The organism is Shewanella sp. Iso12, from assembly GCF_012030025.1.
GTDB lineage: Bacteria > Pseudomonadota > Gammaproteobacteria > Enterobacterales > Shewanellaceae > Shewanella > Shewanella algae.
The window spans coordinates 69,618-88,300 of record NZ_JAAUHW010000007.1 but is presented as its reverse complement, the minus strand read 5'-3'; the positions used below and the strand labels follow the sequence as shown (position 1 = coordinate 88,300).

The following is an 18,683-nucleotide window of genomic DNA, read 5'->3' as shown; positions in this document are numbered from 1 at the left end:
CAAAGCTAGCTGACGACGAATTCCTCACCATAACAATAATTAGCAACTCCCAAACCCTTGCCCCGCCCCTGCAGCGGGGCTTTTTTTAGATTCATCGCAGCCCTCCGGATAATGCACCGGCTTGATCAGGCACATAGCGAGCATTTTCTCGGCGCAATAGGCGGCGCGCAGATAGTCCCGCGCTTTAGCTCCCTTGAGGTTGTGACTCAGCGTCATCAGCCCGAGACGCTCGGCCCTTTGCGCCAATGTTGGCCTTGGTGCCGGCAGGCCATCGGCCAGCTCATCCAGCACCCCATGCAGGGTTTGCTGCATCAGGCCCAGGCGCGGCAGCGGCGCCTGGGGGGCTGACGGCTCGGCTAGCGCCTGCGCGAGTAGTTGCTGGTCGCCTGATTGGGGCAAGGTATCGAAAAAGAGGCTGAACCAATTATCCAACAGCAGGGACACTGGTCGCAGGTATAAATGGCTGGCAGTGCGCTCGATGCGCGCCACTATCAGCTCGGGTACCCGCTCGCCCAGCAACTCCAGATTGGTCACGGCTCTTTGACTCAACTTGTTGTAAGGCAGTGAGAAACTCAGCAGCGCCCGCTCCCTGTCCCAATAGTGCAGTTCCATACACTGACTGGCCTGATTGAAACCACTTAGGTAGAGACCGCTCGGCCGGAAACACAGGTACTCCTGTTGCCAGTCTATTTCGTCGGCAACAGAAAGACTCACGGGCTCCAGCGGCTTGGTCGCGGGGTAGACCCGGGTATCCTGCAAACGCCGCAGGCGCCCCCAGGCATTGAGTTCGGCCTGAGCCAGGGTTTGGGTCTTACCCTGCCAACCCAGGGCCGACGGCGCGCCTTCCAGCATGGGCAGACCGCGAAATACGCTGGCATAATCCAGCCGCTGCTCGGCTTTGGGGCGGCTCTCGGCCAGGGTGATAAAACGCCCCTGCTCATCCTGCAATACCTGAGTCACACCATGGGCGCCCCCTTCGCTTTGCCAGGGAAAAGCGCCCAGCCCCAGCACCTGCTCCGGCGCTTGTTGATAGGGGCTGAGCGTCTGTGGCTGGCAGCCTTCCAGAGCCGCCAAGGAGCGGGCCAGACAGCTGAGCAGCAATTTTCTATCCCTGACGCCTTGGCCCGAGACATATTTTTCCAGCGTGCCATGCAGCTGTTTCAAAGCGGTCAGTGGCAGATTTTGCCTGTCCATGGGCACCAGCAGGAGTTCCAGCTCTACCAGGGACGAGGGTCGCAACCTCTCGATGCCGAGCTCAGTCATCTGCTCCAGCAACTTAAGGCAACGGCGCTTTAACTGATCGCGGCTCTGCTGCCCCAGATACTGCAACTGCGCCTGCTCATCGAGCAGCCATTGCGGCCATTCAAAGGCGATGGCCTGTTCTTGGCAATAGAGCCAGACGGCGAGCAGCGCATAACGCTGCGCCTCTTCGGTGCAGATAATATCCTGCAGCCCCTGTACGCACCGAAAATACAGCTGCTGCCCCTCCAGTTCGACGCAGACTGTGCCTTGCGCAAGCTTAATTTTCGCCGCCCAGCGGCGCTGACTCTGCTGATACAGGCGGCGAACCTGAGTCTTGCCGGCATCATTCAAAAGCTCGGCCAGATGGAGTTCCACCCGGGGCGGCTCTTCGGCGCGAGTCTCAGGGGATGCAGGCTGCTCCAGCAGATAAAGCGCCGCAGCCACTATGTGTTTACACAGGCCGGAGGCGCCGCAATCGCAGCGACTGGCGAGCGGGTTATTCCAATCCAGCAGCCCCTTTTGCCCTTCAAACTCAAAGCCATAATCCTGCATCTGCGGCTGGCTTTTCTCCAACGCCTTGCGGGCCCGGCGCACCAAACCAGCACTGCCGAGGCTGGTGAGTATGGTTTCATTCATCGGCGTAGCCCCATAGTCAGCGCCAGCCATTCGGCAAAGTTATCCGGGCTGAGTGAGCCTATCTCCATCCCCAGGCGCTGCAGGTTGTCGGTGCTAAAAGTGCTGTAGAAAGGCTCGGCATCGTGATTCATGGCGGTCATCCCCAGCATCTTGATGCCACTGTCTATCATCCCCTGGGCCTGGGCCAGTAAGGCCTGCATTGAACCACCCTCTTCAAAGTCGGACACGGTTGCCACCACAGAGCGCCCCGGCTCGGAGCAGAGTTGCTGACAATAGCGCCAAGCTTGGGAGATCAGGGTGCCGCCGCCCAACTGGCAATTCAGCAACACAGACACGGGATCCTGGGCCTGCTCACTCAAGTCCACCACTTGGGTGTCGAACACCACCAGCGACAACTTCACCGATGGCAAGCGGGTCAGGATCCCGGCGATCACTGCCGAGTAAATCAGCGAAGTCGCCATGGAGCCGGACTGATCTATGCAGAGCACTATGTGCCAGGGCAGTTGGTGCTGCTGACGGGCATGAAAATAGACCCGCTCGAAACAGACCTTCTCGCCATCAAAATGCTTGAGGTTGCGGCGAATACTGGTCTGCCAGTCCAGATTGGCCAGCCGTTTCACCGGACTGTGGGCCTGGCGGTTGAGCCTGCCACTCAAGTTGTTGATATAGGTCGGCCGCAGGCGGCGCAGCAACTCCTCGACCACCCCCTGAATAATCCGCTCTACCTGTTGCCGAATGGCCGGCTTGTGATGGGCATTGAGTTTCAGCAACTGCTTCAGCACCCCCATACTGGGAGTGATCTTTTCCAGCACCTGCGGCTGCTCCAACACCTGATGCAACCCAAAGCGCTCGACCGCATCGGACTGCAGCCTGTCGTTGACCGAACGGGGAAACAGGGTCTCCGCCGCCTCCAGCCAGTTGGTCACTGCCAACTCGCTTTCCCCCAAGCCTGCGCTTACCTTGAAGCCACGCTGCAGCAGGCCCTCCTGATAGAGCTGCTGCAACACCTCATCCTGTTGCTGTTGCCGGGAGCTGAGACAGGTATCAAGCGCGTTGGCATAGCGCCCCAATACCAGACGCCAGCGCTGCTTCAGTTGCTCATCCATTGACTCAATCCTTGTTGCTCCAGGTCAATTCGCAGCTGCCGCTCCAGCGCCAACCCCTGTTGAAAGTCCTGTTCAGATATCCCGTATTGCAACCAATTCAGGCCATTATCCCACTGATTCAGCTGCAGCAAACGGCGGCAGAGCTCATCCACCTCTCTGGCATCCAGCGCGCAGAACAAGCCCCTCATGGCCGGTAGCTTGTCGATAAACTGCGCCTCACTCAGCTCACTGAGCCAGTGATTCAGCATGGGCAACAGGCCATGGTCTTGTCGCAACCAGTGCGGCACCACCTTGAGCAGCGCCTCAATCACAGGGAAGGGATCGTTTTGCAGCTGCAACTGTTGCAGCAGAGGCGCCGGGTCCAACTTGTCCAGCTCGATAGCCAAGGCCTGCAGGACAAAATAGAGCACGGGTCGATGGGCGTTATGGCTTGTCAACCAGCGCAGTCTGTCACGCCAGGGAGACTCGAGCTCGTCCTGATGCAAGACAGCTACGCTCTGCAGATCCAACAGTAACTTCACCGCCTCTTCATCGCTCAGGCGGTTGATTGCCGGTAAATGAAAGCCGACCTGATGCCACAGGGCTTTTTGGTAAGCCAGCAGCTCAATATCGGCAAACAGTGGATGATGCGCTGCCGCCAGCAAGGTCATAAAGCTATTGGCCAGTTGCTGAATGTCGCTGCATTGGCTTATCTGCTGCGCAATGGCATGGGCGCTCAGCTCTTCCGGCATCCCCAGATGCAGTGCCAACACCAGTTTTTCCACCAGTTGCTGCAAATCTTCCTGGGGCAACTCACTGAGCCGCCGTTTTACCACCAGCTCGAGACGCAGCCCCAGGCTGGATTTCTCGGCCAGTGCCACTTCCACCGCCGGAGTCCAATGATAGTTCCAGTGTTCATGGCGATGGTTGAACTTCAATTGCCGGATGACCGGCATGCCATTTTGTGGCCTGGCAAAACCGCTGCCCACAAACAGCAGCCGACACAGGAGGCGACGGCGCTCAATATGCTTGTCCGTCATGGCGTAGAGATCGAAGTGACAGCGTCCCGGTTTTTCCGTCTGCAATCTGGCCTTGCGACATAGCGCCAACACCTCTTCCACCAGCGGTAAACTGGGTTGGTCGGCCGGTAACTGCCCCAGGGCATCGCCGCTGAGCACCTTTTGCCAGGGTTCGAGTGTCGATGCCGACAGTTGCTGTTTAATCAGGCAGCTGCCCAGAGAATCCAGCAGATCATAGCTGCCTGGGCGCGCCAAGCCACGCAAACGACAGAGGGCCTGCAGATGCTCAAAGCAGTTTTTCTTATAGATCAGCGGCAGTTGCGGCATCTGCTCCAGAAGGTAGAGCAACCAATCATCGGCGTTCAATTGCCGCTGCTGAAACTGCCAGCGACAGAAGGCCGGATAAGGCATACCGGCGCCGTAGCCTTTGCGGGCATCCAGCAAGGCGTCACTGAAACGGATCACAAAGCTGTCTTGCGTGTCATCGACGACGATCGCCTCGGCCTCGTCGGCAAAGTTGATCAACGCCGGGGTATGAAAACCACCTGTGAGCACAGCCACTCGCTCATAGCGGCGGCGGGCCGCCTTGATATGGGCCCGCATCTGGGTTTCACGGGCCAGATCGCCCATCTCTTCCAGGCTGTCTGTGCCAAAGCAGGCACGACTGGCGGCGCAGAACAGCAATACCTGGGTAAAGAAGCTCTCGGCCGAGGCGAAATGCTGTTGTTCAAACAAACGCTGCCAGAGTTCGTCGGCATCCCGGCAGCCCAGTTGCTGCTGTAGGCGGCGGCTGTAGTCCGAGCTTAAAAAGCGGCTATCACTCCAACGGTTGCTTACACCGCCCTCCTGCGTCTTTTCATCCAGATCGATGAAGATCACCTCAATGCCCTGCGCCGTCGCCCAGCGCAGCGCCTGCCATTCAGGGCTGTTCTCGGCCAGAGGGTAGTAGCTGCCACTCTGATAGATGGCAATAGGCGGCACCACAGTATCGCGCTGCAACAGTGACAGATGGCGGATAAAACTGCCGGGGGCTTCTATTAACACGGCTTGGGGCTGCCGGCGCTGCAACTGCTCCAGCGCCATGGCGGCGCAGGCCGGGCTGTGATGCCGCAGCGGCAACCAGCACACCCCGGGATCGGCCGCGGCGGTCTTGAGCAGTTCACCAAACTCCCCTCTAAGGAACATCACCTCATCCACAGAGCTTTTCCTGCCTGGAAGAAGGCTTGCCAACCCTGGCGTTCACGGGCGACCACATCCATGTAATGAGCCAGCTTCTTCACATCGTCGGCCTTGTCCTTGATTAGCGTGCCGTGCATCTGCTGCACCAACTGGGCGGCACTCATGGGCTCTTGCCAATAGAGGCTGTGCAGGGCGCAGCCATGCACTATATTAACCGCCTCGGCCGTGGACAGAGTGGCATCCATCGCCTGTGGGCCGACGGTACTGCGAAGGTCGTGAAATACCCGTACCAGCAAGTCCACCAGCGCTTCATCCAGCTGCACCTGTTGGCCGCTGTCCGCCAGGCGTTGGCTCACCTGAGCCAAAATCAGCTGGCGCTCCAGCAGAGGATCGCTGAGCACAGGCACTGTCTCGAAGTTGAAACGGCGCTTGAGCGCGCTGGACATCTCGTTGACCCCACGGTCCAGCAGGTTGGCGGTGGCTATCAGGTTGAAGCCCGGTTTGGCCTGAATCGAGACGCCCAGCTCGGGGATACTGAGGCTTTTTTCCGACATCAGAGAGATCAGCACATCCTGCACCTCCTGCGGGCAGCGGGTGATCTCTTCGATACGCACCAGCTTGCCCTGCTCCATCGCCTGATAGACGGGGCTTTTCAGCAGGGCTTCCAGACTGGGGCCACCGGACAGTAACAGGGCAAAGTTCCAGCTGTACTTGAGCTGCTCCTCCGTAGTACCTGCTGTGCCCTGAATGAGATACTCACTGCTGCCGCTGATGGCAGCGCTCAATAGCTCAGAAAGCATCGACTTGGCGGTACCGGGTTCACCGACCAGCATCAGGCCGTTGTTGCCCATCAGGCTGACAATGGCCCGCTCCACCAGGGCATCTTCCCCGTAGTATTTGCGGCTGATATCAAGCGCCGCATCGCCGCAGATAAAACGTCGCACCGCCCCAGCCGACATGGCCCAACCCGGTGGAATAACCCCCTTGTCGGCCGCCATCAAGCGTTGCAATTCATCCTGATAACGCTGCTCGGCATGAGCCCGAATGACTTGTTCCATCCTGTTTGCTTCTCCTTATTGGCTGCCACCAGTAAGGCAGCAGCCTAATCCATCCGTTATCGACCTTTACCAAGGCAGTTTCGATTCCCAGTCCGGATCTGCCACACACTTGTCGCCGACTTCACGATAGTCAACGGCGATGGCATTGAGCAGGTTGACCGGCACCTCGGCCAACGGCAGTTGACGGTAGCGGGCATAACGGCCGCGGGGGTTGGTCCGCTCCATGACCTTGATGTCATAGATGGCGGCGGCCTCGTTTTCTTCCGGCACGCAGTTACCGCTGAAACCGAACTCCACTCTCAGCCCCAGGGTATCGAAACGCTTGAAGTAGTTATCAAAGAAACCGCCGTCTTCCGCTTCACCGCGCTGATAACCTTTCTTGGTCAACAGGCCACGCAGGGTATAGCAGTCGGTCATCCGGCCGTGCTGGTCATTGAGTGCCTCCTGACCTTCAGTTAGCGTCACTTCGGCACTTCGCAGCTGCTCGAACAGCGGCTTGACCTTGTAATCCTTGAGATGTACACGCCAGGCATCCAGCGCTGCCTCCGCTAACAGGTTACCGCTCACCAGGCGTATACTCGCCGCAGCGGGCAGTTGCAGCTCTTCATCGTCAATATCGATAAAGGCGCCGTCTTCCGTGGGTCTGAAGGTTTGCCATTGACCATCAATCTCCACCTGCCAGAGGGTGCGCTGCAACAGCCGATACATGACCGGATGCTGATGCAGGTATTGCTGCCAGTCTGCGGCGAGCCAATGCCGCTCTGTGACCATGGCCTCATACAATCTGGCACTTTGCTGTTCAACCACCTGCTTGAGTTCTTTCTTGCAGTTGCTGAACCATTTTTTCACTTCGGCAATATCGCCTTCGTTATCTGTCTGCCGAGGTTGCGGCAGGCTCTTGAGCAGCTTGCCCTCTTCGTTGAGCAATCTCAGCTTGAGGTCGTCCCCGAGTGCCAGCGCCAAAGTACGGCTGCCGAATTCAAACGGGCTGGGCTGGGTCAGATGTTCGAGCCCGGCCGTCTGCACAGTGCGATCCGCCAGCTCATCCTGAGTCCAGCCGTTACGGGCCGCAATTTGACTGACTTGCGCCCGCGCCAGCTCCTGCACCGAGTTGGTACGATAACGCCGCGAAATACTCAGCAGAAACTGAATCGCCACAGGATCGTCCGAGTTGGCCAAGGCCTGCAACATGGCCTCTATCTGTGCCCGCCGCTCATAGCGCTTCTTCATAAAGGGTTGGATCATGCCCAGCAGGGTTTGCGCATCGCCGCCAGCGATCAGGGCCAACATCCCCTTGTCTTTGATGGCCGAGCCCAAGAGCTCATTCTTTTTCTCGGCAAAGCAGGCCTGAAACGCATCCTCAAGGGTCTTGTGTTGATACTCCTGACCCCAGTCGTATTTGGCCCAATGCTGATAAGATTGAAAAGTCTGCTGCTGATGCGCCTTGGCATATTCCAATGCCTCATCATCCGAAGGGCAACGGGTATCCTGGGCGATAAATGCCGCCAGAATAAAATGCCCAAGACGCTGACGGCTTTCGCTATCCAGCAGCGACAGATAGTGACTCAGCAATGGGTTGCCCTGAGGCTGCTTGAGCTTCACCGCCAAGACTACCCACCAGAACACAAGTTCGGGCTCGACCGGGCTGCCGTCTTCAAAACGGCATGCGGGCAGCGATTCACGCGGGAACCAATCCATGGACTTGGGTGGCGCCTTTTTAAGGCCGGCCTTGGCTTCGGCCAACAGCGCTTCCTTGCCAAGGAACTGGCTGATATCGGCGCCGGTCTGCAACAATGCTTCCAGCAACACCACCCGGGTTGGCATATCTTTCTCTTTATTCAGCGCCTGGCTCAATGCCTCCTGCGCCGAAGCCGCCTTGAGGCGACCCAGCCAAGTGGCGGCCAGCACCCGGTTATCCTTGCTGCCGGAGGCCAGCTCAGGAGTGATAAGGGTGATATCGGCGCCGTGGCGTTCGGCGCAGTACTGAGCCGCTGCCTGTATGGCTTTGCGGCCATGGAAGGCGTATTCATGAACCTTCCTTTGCCAGTGCTGCGGCAGCTTGGGAAATTCGGCCAGAATCGCCAAGGTCTGTATCAATACCTGATTGGCATCGTGTCGATAGGTTCCATTGAACACCTGGCCATTTAGACCATGCTCTATATAGTCGGGGTTTTCGGCAAAGAAGGGCCAAATCAGCAGTTGTTCACATGCGGCCGGCAACCAGTCACCTTCCCGGCCTTCGTAGCCAAACAGGGCTTCAATCAAGGCCGCGGAGGGTTGATTCTCTTGGTTGCACAGGCTCAAGAGTTGTCGTAAGTCCGTCATCCCCTGCAGACTTTTCAGAATATGTTCCTGGCTCAGCATACGCTCCCAGGAATGGCAGGAGAGCTCATGGCGTTCCATCCGCAAAATCAGCCTTAGACAGGCTTTGGGGTGCTCGTCGAGATCGGCGTGGCTGATCAGAGAATAAAACCCTGACAGAGATGATTGCCGGCCTCTTTCGAGGTCCATCAGCGCCGCTTGCAGCTGGGCACTACTGACTTGCTGCCAACGTTGCAGACTTTTCCGGTCGTCGGCCAAATGCCTTTTGCGATAGCTGGGGGCATCTGGGTGCTCCGCCGCAGCGATATCGTTTTCAAGCTCTTTGATCTCTTTAGCCAACTGCTTTTCACACAGACCTAGCCATTCTTCAGGCACTTTGACGTTTTTATCAATGGCCGCAACGGCCGGAATATCCCAGCTAAACTGGTCACTCTGTTGCTGCCGGGTCGTGTTATCCAGCATTTTCGCCAGTGCCGTTTTTACCGCGGCGGATTTCTCTTCACTGTGCCAGCGCTGCAGCAAGGGGGTCGCTTCAGGATAGAGGCCGGCCACAACCAGCCAGTGGCCACGGGTAGCCGCCTTGGCCGCCGGAAATTCCCGCTCCAGAAACGCCAGCAGCTCTTGTTGCGAGCTCTTTTTCAGCAGTTTCAGGGCCTCTTCACGGACAGTCGCCGAACCATCGGCGGCCAACGCCATGACCAGCGGCAGCTGCGCCGGTGACAGGGTCTGACAGGCTTTATTAAGCAAAGCACAAAAGGTTTCACGGCCGCTGAAATGCAACTGTTTCAACAGCTGCAGATATTCAGGATCTTCACTGAGCTTGAGCCAGTCGGTTCTCTTCCTCAGCGCGGTGCGGAATGTATCGTTATAATAAGAGTCAGAACCTTCAAGAATAAAGGCTTCCAGCTCATGGGGCGGGTGTTCATATTGCGCGACCAGCGAAGCAAGATAGTCACGACTGGGCAGATCTTTGCCCGCCAAACGGCAACCGTAATACTCTTCCGCCAACTCTTTGAACAGCATCAGCACGCCATTGAGCCAGCCGCTCGAGCTGTTTGGCACGCCGTAGATGCTTATGTCGGGGTTGCAGGCATGACACACCAAGCCGAGACGGCGCATAACGGCCGCTTCATTACAGGCACCGGTTGCCACAAACCGGTTAATGGCATCACGGGCCTGAATCAGCCGCTCATCATTTTGTCCGTAGCCATAGGGAACACCCGGCCGCGCCAGTGTTTCTCTAGCACTGAGCTGCTGGAGCTGCGACAGACACGCCACAGGTTCACCGGTCAAAATATACTGACTGACGGCTTGTGCCAAACCCGTTTGCTGCTCATCGATAATCCGGCAAGCGTCTAGCAATAACTTGTCTGTATTGGGGCGAGTGAAGGCTTCAAGCTTGTTTTTTAATACGTCCAGCATCTCTCATATTCCTTGAGTCATTAGCAAATATGTCTTCCTTCCCCCAATAGCAGACATTCAGTAAACACCTGCTTAAGCCGGCGGTTGAGCCTCCTTTTCGGACGAGGAAGGGCAATTCTAACGGAAACGCAAAAACAATATCGTTTACAAAACACCCATTTACAGTTCAATGCCGCCAAATGTGATCTGCCCTCCCCCGGGATGACGCCATATTACCCATAGAGTGCGGTTGATTGACCTTAAAGCCGCCAGCGGCTTTAGCCACGCTAACAGCAAAATCAGTGATATCCGGCAAGGGGTCATGGTCAATGTCTCAAACCTTGTTTGAAAAACAGGCTAGCTGGAGATTGCAAACAAAAGTTACCAATGGTAACTTTGCAGTTGTTACTATGAGTAACTTATTCAACCAAGCGCCGGTGCTTTCGTTTCATGGATATCCGTTTCATGGGTATCCGTTTCAAGGACAGACAAAGCAGCCGACCGGCACAGCTTGGTATTTTTTGCCGTTGCGCTCAAGCCGTAAACGGCCAATAACAGCAACAGGAGTTTTAGTGTGGAAAGGTTAACCAAGTGCACTCTGGACAATGCCGATGAACTGGCCAAACCCATATTGCAGGAGATCAAGAGTCGCTACGGCATGATCCCCAACTTCTATTCGGCTCTGGGCATAAATGGCGCGGTCATGAAGGGCTATCTGGAGTTTGAGGCCAATCTGGAAGAGCACAGCCTGCTGAGCCTGGCCCAGCGGGAGATGATCTCCCTGGCGGTTGCCAACTATAACTGCTGCGAATACTGTGTCAGCGGCCATAGCTTTTCCGGGAAACGTGCCGGGCTCAGCCCCGATGCCTGCATCAAGGCGCAGCAGGGCAAGGCCGATAACCGCGAAGACCAGCTGCTGCTGGACGTCGCCCTGGCGTTGCTGCAACACAGAGGCAAGTTACCGGACTCTTTGCTAACAGACTGTCTGGATGCCGGGATCAGTGAGGCCAAGGTGATGCAGGTCTGCGCCTGGAGTGGCCTGAATAACTTCAGTAACTGGGTTAACAACACAGTGCAGCCGAAAATCGACTTCCCAAGGGTTCCACTGCAACCCTATACTGAGTGACAAAAGAGAAGCGACAATGCGATGCATTGCCGCTTTTTCAATTTTATTAAACCAGCTATCTGTGGGGGATGCGTGAAGAAGAGAATGCTCAAAGATCAGCGCCGCGAACAACTGCTCGAAGTTGCCTGTGAGATTGTCCGCGAAGCCGGTACCGATGCGCTGACCTTGAACACCCTGGCTCAAAAAGCCGGAGTGACCAAGCCTTTGACCTATCGTCACTTCGCCACCCGGCAAGGATTGCTGGCACAGATGTACCGCCATTACGACAATCTATTTGTCGAGGCGGTGAAACAGGCCGCAGCGGAGCAAAAAGCCTCGCTGGCAGAGCTATGCACCCTGGTCTGCCGCGCCTATCTGGACTGCGCCGTACGCTGCGGCCCAGAGTATGAGGCGATAGTTGCGGCGCTGCGCGGCTATCCCGAGTATCAGAACATCACCACAGATATTCGCGACTTCTTCACCGACTTCTACAGCGAACTCTTTGCCGATTACCTCAAGCTGCCTGCGCCGCAAAGCAAGCTGCTGTGCTGGGCCATACATGGCGCCATCAATGAAGTCGCCAATGCCGTGGCCTGCGGCCATGCCCAGCCGCAAGAAGCAACAACCAGGCTAAGCCAACTGCTGCAGCGCATGCTCGGCGCCGACGGATGCTGATTCAGGCAAACCTGCACTCAAGCGTTATCTCAGCCCCCAGGGTGCGCCGACTCAACCAACGCCTGAGCCGCTGCTGCACCAATGGCAATTCACCGTCCAGCCCAGGCTCCAGATAGACCACCACAGTCAGCACGTTTTGCTTTTCATCCAAACGCCACAGGTGCATGGACTCGACTCTGGCCACTTCGGGCCTGGCGGCCAATTGCTCCTGCAGCAGCTCCGGAGCCAAGCCGGCCGGTGCCTGCTGCATTAGAATGCACCCGGATTCCACCAGTAACAGTGCACCGTGGTAGATCACATAAGCTGAGATCAACACAGTAACCAGGAGATCGACCCAATACCATTGGTAGAGGATAATAAGCCCGCCGGCCACCAGCACGGCCACAGACGCCATGGCATCCGACACATTGTGAATAAAGGCGGCGCGGATGTTCATATTGTCCTTGGCACCGGCGCTGTGAGTCAGCATAGCGGTGCCAATATCGATAATCAAAGCCAGTCCCGCCAACCAGAACACCAGCATGCCATCCACAGGTTGCGGGCTCCAGAAGCGCTGCAAGGCCTCATAGATAAGGTACACCCCCACCAACAGCAAGGTTGCCGCATTGATAAAGGTGCCCAGTACTTCGGCGCGTTTATAACCGTAGCTCATACCGGGGTGACTGGCTTTCTGGCCTATTTTGCGTGCGATCAAGGCAATCAATATCGCGATGGCGTCACTGAAATTATGCAGCGCGTCGGCAATCAGCGACAAACTGCCGGCCAGAATACCGCCAAACAGCTGCGCCAGAGTGAGTAACATATTGATGATCACAGCCAGTCCCAAGCGGCGACTGCCGAGATCCGGGCCATGTTTGTGGGGGTGGCCGCTGCTATCCAACTCCAGCGGCTGCCAATCTTGAGAAGATTTCTGCATAGCATGTTTCCTTATAAAAGGGGGCATCCCTGCCCAGACCCAGCCGCAAAGCGGCAGGCCTTATGACGCAGGCCAGGTAGGCAGTCCGGCCATGATCCAAAGCGGCTCTCATCTTCCACTTTGGGGCGTCACACTCCAATCAGTACAATGCTTCTCTATCGGAGCAATTCAGCTGCTATTCCAAGGCTTCCAGCTCCTTGTCGCTCTTGAGATACAGAGCTCGATACAGGGTTGGTAATACCAGCAGGGTCAATGCGGTTGAGCTCAGCAGGCCGCCTATCACCACCACGGCCAGCGGCTTTTGGATCTCACTGCCGGCACCGGTTGACATCAAGATGGGGATAAGCCCCAGCGCCGAAGTCAGCGCCGTCATCAACACAGGGCGCAGACGGCCGACCGTACCTTCATACACTGCCTGCTCCAATGACTCACCGCTGTTGCGCCGCTGGTTGATTGAGTCCACCAGCACCACCCCATTGAGCACCGCCACCCCAAACAGAGTGATAAAGCCGATGGAGCTGGGCACAGATAGATAGGTACCGTTGAGCCAAAGCGCCAACACGCCGCCAATCAGCGCCAGTGGCACATTGGCCATGATTAGCGCCACCTGCTTGATGGAGCCGAAGGAGAAGTAAAGCAGCAAGGCAATAAGCGCCACAGAAATGGGCACCACCAGGATCAGTCTTTGCTGAGCCCGCTGCTGATTCTCATATTGGCCGCCCACCATCACGGTATAGCCGGGCGGCAGTTGAGCCTCGGGCACCAGGTTGTAGATATCCTGCACCACGGAACCCATGTCCCGCCCGGAGACATTGGCCTGCACTACCACTCGCCGCTGCACATCGTCACGGCGGATATTGGGCGGCGCCATCTCTATGCTGACATCGGCCACTTCACCCAAACGCACCTGAGCCCCATTGGCGGCTACCAGACGCAGATCGGCTATCGCATCCGGGCTCTGGCGGAAACGGCTGGCCAGACGCAGGTTGATATCGTAACGGGCGTTGCCGTCGATAACCTGGCCGGCACTGCTGCCGCCTATGCCTGTGCTCACCAGCGACATCACCTCATCGACGCTGATGCCGTAACGTCCCAGCATCGCGTTTTTCGGCCGTACCACCAATTGCGCCTCGCCGGTGATCTGCTCAAGAGACACATCCACGGCGCCGGGCACCTGGGCCACCAGTTTCGACAGTTGTTCGCCTTTTTCCGCCAGCACATCGAGATCCGGACCAAACAGCTTGATGGCCAACTGCGCCTTGACCCCGGACAGGAGTTCATCGACCCGGGTAGCGATTGGTTGGGAAAAGGTCAGCAACAACCCGGGGAAGACACTGAGCTTCTGCTCCATCAGGCGTTGCAGTTCGGCGCGACTATTTGCAGAAGTCCACTGTTCCAGCGGTTTGAGACCGATATAGATTTCAATATTACTCACAGGCTCAGGATCGCCGCCCAGCTCAGGTGCCCCTATGCGTGACAGGGCATACTCCACCTCGGGAAACTCCAACAGCAGGGCCTCAAGTTTGGGCGCCACATCCAGTGAAGTGTCCAAACTCGCAGTGGGTGCCAGGGTGACCCGCAAGTTGATGGTGCCCTCTTCCAGCTCAGGCACAAATTCCGTGCCCAACCTCGGCAACAGCGACAGGCTCATGCCCAGCATGACTACCGCCACCAGCCCCACCTTGCCAGGCGCGGTCAACACCTTTTGCAGTAGCGGACGGTACACCCGCTCAAGCGGTGCCAACACTGGACTTTGACGGAAAGTCACCCCCTTGCGGAACAGATAAACGGCCATTGCAGGCACCACCAGCAGTGCCACCAACAGCGCCGAGATCATCGCAAGGATGATGCTCACCGCCATCGGCTGAAACAGCTTGCCTTCGACCCCTTGCAGGGCAAACAGCGGCGCAAACACCACTATAATGATCGCCGTGGCAAAGAACACCGGGCTGCACACCTCTTTGGCGGCCTGCCATACCCTCATGGCAATCGAGCCTCTGTGTTGGTCTTCGTCGGCATGGTAGGGATCGTCTTCGCAGTCGCTGCGCTGCCGAGCCTGGTCCTGATGGCGCCTATCCGGCTCACTCAGATGTTTGAAGATGTTCTCCACCATCACCACGGAGCCATCCACCAGCATACCTATGGCGATCGCCAAACCACCGAGCGACATCAGGTTGGCCGACATTCCCAGATAGCTCATCACCAGCAATGCCAGCAAAATGGAGACAGGAATCGACAGCAATACCAGCAAGGTAGCCCGTACGTTGACCAGAAACAGTGCCAGGATCACCACGATAAACATAAAGGCCAGCAACAGGGCATCACGCACTGTGGTCACCGCCTTGGTCACCAGATCGGCCTGATCGTAGTACACTTCGAAGGTGACCCCCTCGGGCAGCGCTTGGCTTATCAGCTGCTCGCGGGCAGCAATTTCATCAATGGTGGCCTTGGTGTTGGCGCCCATCCTCTTGAGCACCACCCCGGCAACCACTTCGCCTAAGGCTTTGGCTTCGCCATTGTCGTCCCGACGGGTCATGGTGACAGCGCCGACCCGGATTTCACTGCCAAAATCCACTTCGGCCAAATCGGAGACAGTGACCGGTGTGCCCTGGTATTCGCTCACCGGAATGCGGCCTATGGCATCCAGCCCGGCCTGGCCCGCAGGCAACAGACCATAGCCGCGCACCACGAGTTGCTCCTGACCATTGGGCATAAACCAACCGCCGGCATTGCGGTTATTGGCATTCAGCGCCTGCTCCAGCTGTGACATAGACAAACCGTAAGCCAGCAGTCGATTGGGATCGACCCTGACCTGATACTGACGCACTTCGCCACCGAAAGAGAGCACATCGGTCACGCCGCCAACCGGCATCAGCAGCAGCTTCACCAGATAGTCATTGAGACTGCGCAGCTCATCGGCGCCGATATTACTGTCAGGCTCGGCCCTCAGTATGTACTGATAAATCTGCCCAAGGCCCGAGGTGTTGGGACCGATTTCCGGCACCCCGACTCCGTCCGGGATCATCTCTTTGGCGGCTGCCAGCTGTTCAAACACCTGCTGGCGGGCAAAATAGATGTCCGTGCCTTCCTCGAACACCACTGTCACTATGGACAGGCCGGTGCGGGAGAGTGAACGAACTTCTGTCACCGCGGGCAGTGAGTACATGCTGGACTCCACCGGATAAGAGATGAGTTTTTCTACCTCTTCGGCCGCCAGCCCCTCGGCTTCGGTATTGACAGTGACCTGCACATTGGTCACATCGGGAAAGGCATCAAGATTAAGCTTTGGCAGGGAAAACACACCCACTACCAGGACGACAATCAAGGCCAGCAACACCAGAAAGCGGTTGCGGATCGCCCAATCTATTAACGATTGCAGCATAGTGCTGTCCTCAGTGGTTGTGGATGTCGAAGCCGGCCTTGGCCAGCTCGGATGCCAGGAAGAAGGCCCCGGCGGTAACGACCCGAGTTCCGGGCTCTATGCCGGATACCAGGTTCATGCCGCGCTCGCTGGCCAGCAGTTGCACCTCTTTGGCCTCGAAACCGTCATCATCTTCGATGAACACCTGCCAGTCGCCGTCGCTACTGCGACTGAGCGCCGCATCCGGCAGCATCACACCTTCACCGCGGGGATCGGGCAAAAACAGTTCCGCAAACTGACCTGCGTGCCAACGCACCTGGGTGTTATCCAGTCGCGCCAGCACCCGCTCGGTGCGGGTCACGCTGGACAACTCATGGGAGCGGCCTATCACACTGGCACTGACACTGCGATCACCAATCCGCACCAGGGTTTCGCTGCCTTCACTCAGGCTTTCGGCCTGCGATGGGGTCAGCTCGGCGGCCACCCACAGTGAGCGCTCATCGGTCAGTTGCAGCAGTTGGCTGCCGGCACCGAGCAACTGCCCGAGGCGCGCCTCATCCTGCTGCACCCGACCATCTATGGGCGCCAGCAGTTGATACTGGCCTATTCCCTGCGGCCGGCTTTCCAGCGCCTTGATCTGTTGATCTGTCATCTGAAGCGACTTGAGAATGGCGCGTTTTAAACTGGCATCGACCTGAGTCTGCAGCCTGCGACTGGCACTGACGGCACTCTCGCTCATGCGACTGACCCGGCTCCACTCGGCGGCGGCATTGATATAGTCAGCCTGGGCCTGGGCCACGGCGGCGCCACCCAAGGTCAGCAGAGGATCGCCCGCTTTTACCTCCTGTCCCGGCACCACATGCCGCTCCAGCACTCGCACTTCCAGCTGCGGCGCCAGCACCACAGTGCGCTCGCGATCCACCAGCAAGGTGGCATTGGCGAAAGCATTGAGGCTAAAGCCACCGGCGCTGACCACCTGGGTCTGGACGCCAGCCAGTTGGCGCTGCTCACTTGAGAGCTGCAGCGCCTGATGTTCATCTTCATGTCCTTCTTCGGCGGCGATAGTCAAGGGGCTGGACAGCCCCAACATCAGCGCCAGTAAAGCGGCCTGCAGCCGTGGGTATTGTAGAGTCTTGTTCATTGTCCGGTACCTTAGTGTGTATGGGGCTATCATTGGGCGTTCTCCTGGGATACGGCTATTTCCGGCAGCGCGCCGGGCAGTTGCCCCGAAGCTCCCATCCACTCGAGCCAGCTTTGGTAGAGGGCGGCTTCCAGTTCGAGACCGGCCTGAAAGCTGCTGGCCAATTGTCGCCGGCTGGTCAAATAATCGCTGGTACTGAGATCGCCGCTGCGCCAGCGTTGCCCTAAGAGCTCGGCCGCCTTGCGACCGGCCACCAAGGCCTGCTGTTGCCAGTCGAGCCAGCTCTGCTTCAATCTGGGTAAGCTGTAGTTGAACTGTTGTTGTTGCTGTTTGAGCGCCATCTCAATGCTTTGGTATTGCGCCTTGGCGGCGGTGACCGCCTCCATTGCCGCCTTAATCGACTCGCTGTAGTCGTTGCGCAGATGCAGCGGCACAGAGACGCCAATCCCCAGCTTGTTGTCGGAGCCTTCCCTCTCGGCGTTAAGGCTGAAATTGGGGTCGGCCGCCGCCTTGGCCTTGGCTTGATTGACTTGCAGCCGCGCCAACTCCAGTTGTAATCCGGCGCTGGTCAGCGCCGGCACGGGCGCCGCAGTCGCGGGCAATTCGAGACGGCCGGCGAAACTGCCAAAGGGAAGCTCTGCCCGGCCAAAACGCGCCAGAATGCGGGTATCGGCATCCAGCAGCGCCTTCTGGGCCAAGGCCAGATCACTGATGGCACTGGCTTGTTCCAACTCCATCAGATTCAATTCCGCTTGGGACAAATCACCGACCTCGGCCCTTTGCCTGGCTATCTGCAACTGTTGCTCACCATAGTTTTGCTGCGCCCGCACGAACATCAGTTTCTTCTGTGCCAGGCTCTGATCGACCAGGGCCTGCAACACCTCGGCATACAAGCGGGAGCGCTCGAGAGTGATATCACTCTCCAAGCGCATCAACTCCGTAAGCGCCAATGCGCTGGCGGCTGCGCGCTTGTCGCCCCAGTCAATGGTTTGGCTAATGGACAGGCTGTAGGTGTCATCCTCTGGGGCATTGAGATAACTCAAGCCCAACTCGGGGTTGTAGATGGCGCGATCGGCACCCTTGGCCAGATATTGAGCCTCACGGATCCTGGCTTCCTGAGCCTGAAACTCGGGTAAGGTGAGGATCTGTTGTTTGAGCTCGCCAAACCAGGCCAGTGAGGGTTCGGTCCCCGACTTGACCTGGGCTACAAGAGAGGTGTTATCCGGTTTTTCTCCGGCAAGGGCGGGCTGATAGGTTAGCGCTCCCACGCCCAATAGACTCATAGAGACTATAAATTTCAACATAAACTTTCCTTGGAAAGACATATTTGGCAGCAAGCCAATGGTGAACATTGGCCAAAGCATAAACCTTGGAGTTAAATCTAAAGTCAAGGGTTGGCTTTGATAATTTCTGAGTTGATGCTGACCACAGTGCTACGCAACGCCCGCCAAGACGCATGACCAGAGTTGGTTGCAAGAGAGAACCGTTTCAGGCTCTGACGGCAGCCAGCACAAGACAAACGCAATGGGGCACAGGCAAGCTA

12 protein-coding genes are annotated in these 18,683 nt (G+C 57.5%); 3 read left to right on the top strand and 9 right to left on the bottom strand.

The features are described from left to right. Positions 1 to 39: 39 nt before the first annotated feature. From HCX89_RS13255 to HCX89_RS13235, 5 genes are all read right to left on the bottom strand, one after another. On the bottom strand, positions 40 to 1,878 hold the full coding sequence (locus HCX89_RS13255; RefSeq protein WP_167716342.1) for a hypothetical protein: 1,839 nt from the start codon (positions 1,876 to 1,878) through the stop codon (positions 40 to 42). Beyond that, positions 1,875 to 2,984: a VWA domain-containing protein gene (locus tag HCX89_RS13250; RefSeq protein ID WP_167716340.1), complete on the bottom strand. Its 1,110-nt coding sequence runs from the start codon at positions 2,982 to 2,984 to the stop codon at positions 1,875 to 1,877. The genes HCX89_RS13255 and HCX89_RS13250 overlap by 4 nt, the downstream gene beginning before the upstream one ends. After that, positions 2,969 to 5,179, bottom strand: coding sequence for a DUF5682 family protein (locus HCX89_RS13245; protein WP_167716338.1), 2,211 nt, complete (start codon positions 5,177 to 5,179; stop codon positions 2,969 to 2,971). The genes HCX89_RS13250 and HCX89_RS13245 overlap by 16 nt, the downstream gene beginning before the upstream one ends. Continuing rightward, complete coding sequence (locus HCX89_RS13240) at positions 5,167 to 6,219, bottom strand: AAA family ATPase (protein WP_025886825.1); 1,053 nt, start codon at positions 6,217 to 6,219, stop codon at positions 5,167 to 5,169. Before HCX89_RS13240 ends, HCX89_RS13245 begins: the two co-directional genes overlap by 13 nt. Before the next feature lie 66 nt (positions 6,220 to 6,285). Then, on the bottom strand, positions 6,286 to 9,963 hold the full coding sequence (locus tag HCX89_RS13235; RefSeq protein WP_167716336.1) for a DUF4132 domain-containing protein: 3,678 nt from the start codon (positions 9,961 to 9,963) through the stop codon (positions 6,286 to 6,288). A 308-nt stretch (positions 9,964 to 10,271) separates the two neighbouring features. Between HCX89_RS13235 and HCX89_RS13230 the strand changes: the two genes are divergently transcribed. The 3 genes from HCX89_RS13230 to HCX89_RS13220 all read left to right on the top strand — a co-directional run bounded on the left by HCX89_RS13230 (position 10,272) and on the right by HCX89_RS13220 (position 11,722). Next, positions 10,272 to 10,529, top strand: a complete 258-nt coding sequence (locus tag HCX89_RS13230) for a hypothetical protein (RefSeq protein WP_141250909.1) — start codon at positions 10,272 to 10,274, stop codon at positions 10,527 to 10,529. Beyond that, positions 10,517 to 11,068, top strand: coding sequence for a carboxymuconolactone decarboxylase family protein (locus tag HCX89_RS13225; RefSeq protein ID WP_167716334.1), 552 nt, complete (start codon positions 10,517 to 10,519; stop codon positions 11,066 to 11,068). The genes HCX89_RS13230 and HCX89_RS13225 overlap by 13 nt, the downstream gene beginning before the upstream one ends. A gap of 72 nt (positions 11,069 to 11,140) precedes the next feature. Next, positions 11,141 to 11,722, top strand: coding sequence for a TetR/AcrR family transcriptional regulator (locus HCX89_RS13220; protein WP_025009271.1), 582 nt, complete (start codon positions 11,141 to 11,143; stop codon positions 11,720 to 11,722). Position 11,723: 1 nt separating this feature from the next. On the opposite strand, the gene HCX89_RS13215 is transcribed toward HCX89_RS13220, so the two are convergent. The 4 genes from HCX89_RS13215 to HCX89_RS13200 form a co-directional block, all read right to left on the bottom strand. Next, positions 11,724 to 12,638: a cation diffusion facilitator family transporter gene (locus HCX89_RS13215; RefSeq protein WP_144220376.1), complete on the bottom strand. Its 915-nt coding sequence runs from the start codon at positions 12,636 to 12,638 to the stop codon at positions 11,724 to 11,726. A gap of 175 nt (positions 12,639 to 12,813) precedes the next feature. Further along, on the bottom strand, positions 12,814 to 16,020 hold the full coding sequence (locus HCX89_RS13210; RefSeq protein WP_167716331.1) for an efflux RND transporter permease subunit: 3,207 nt from the start codon (positions 16,018 to 16,020) through the stop codon (positions 12,814 to 12,816). 10 nt (positions 16,021 to 16,030) lie between these two features. Further along, the gene (locus HCX89_RS13205) at positions 16,031 to 17,089 is read right to left on the bottom strand and encodes an efflux RND transporter periplasmic adaptor subunit (RefSeq protein WP_232786107.1); all 1,059 of its coding nucleotides are present in this window, start codon (positions 17,087 to 17,089) and stop codon (positions 16,031 to 16,033) included. An 80-nt stretch (positions 17,090 to 17,169) separates the two neighbouring features. Continuing rightward, a complete protein-coding gene (locus HCX89_RS13200; RefSeq protein ID WP_167716327.1) occupies positions 17,170 to 18,444 on the bottom strand; it encodes a TolC family protein in 1,275 nt (424 codons plus the stop codon). Positions 18,445 to 18,683: the final 239 nt, after the last annotated feature.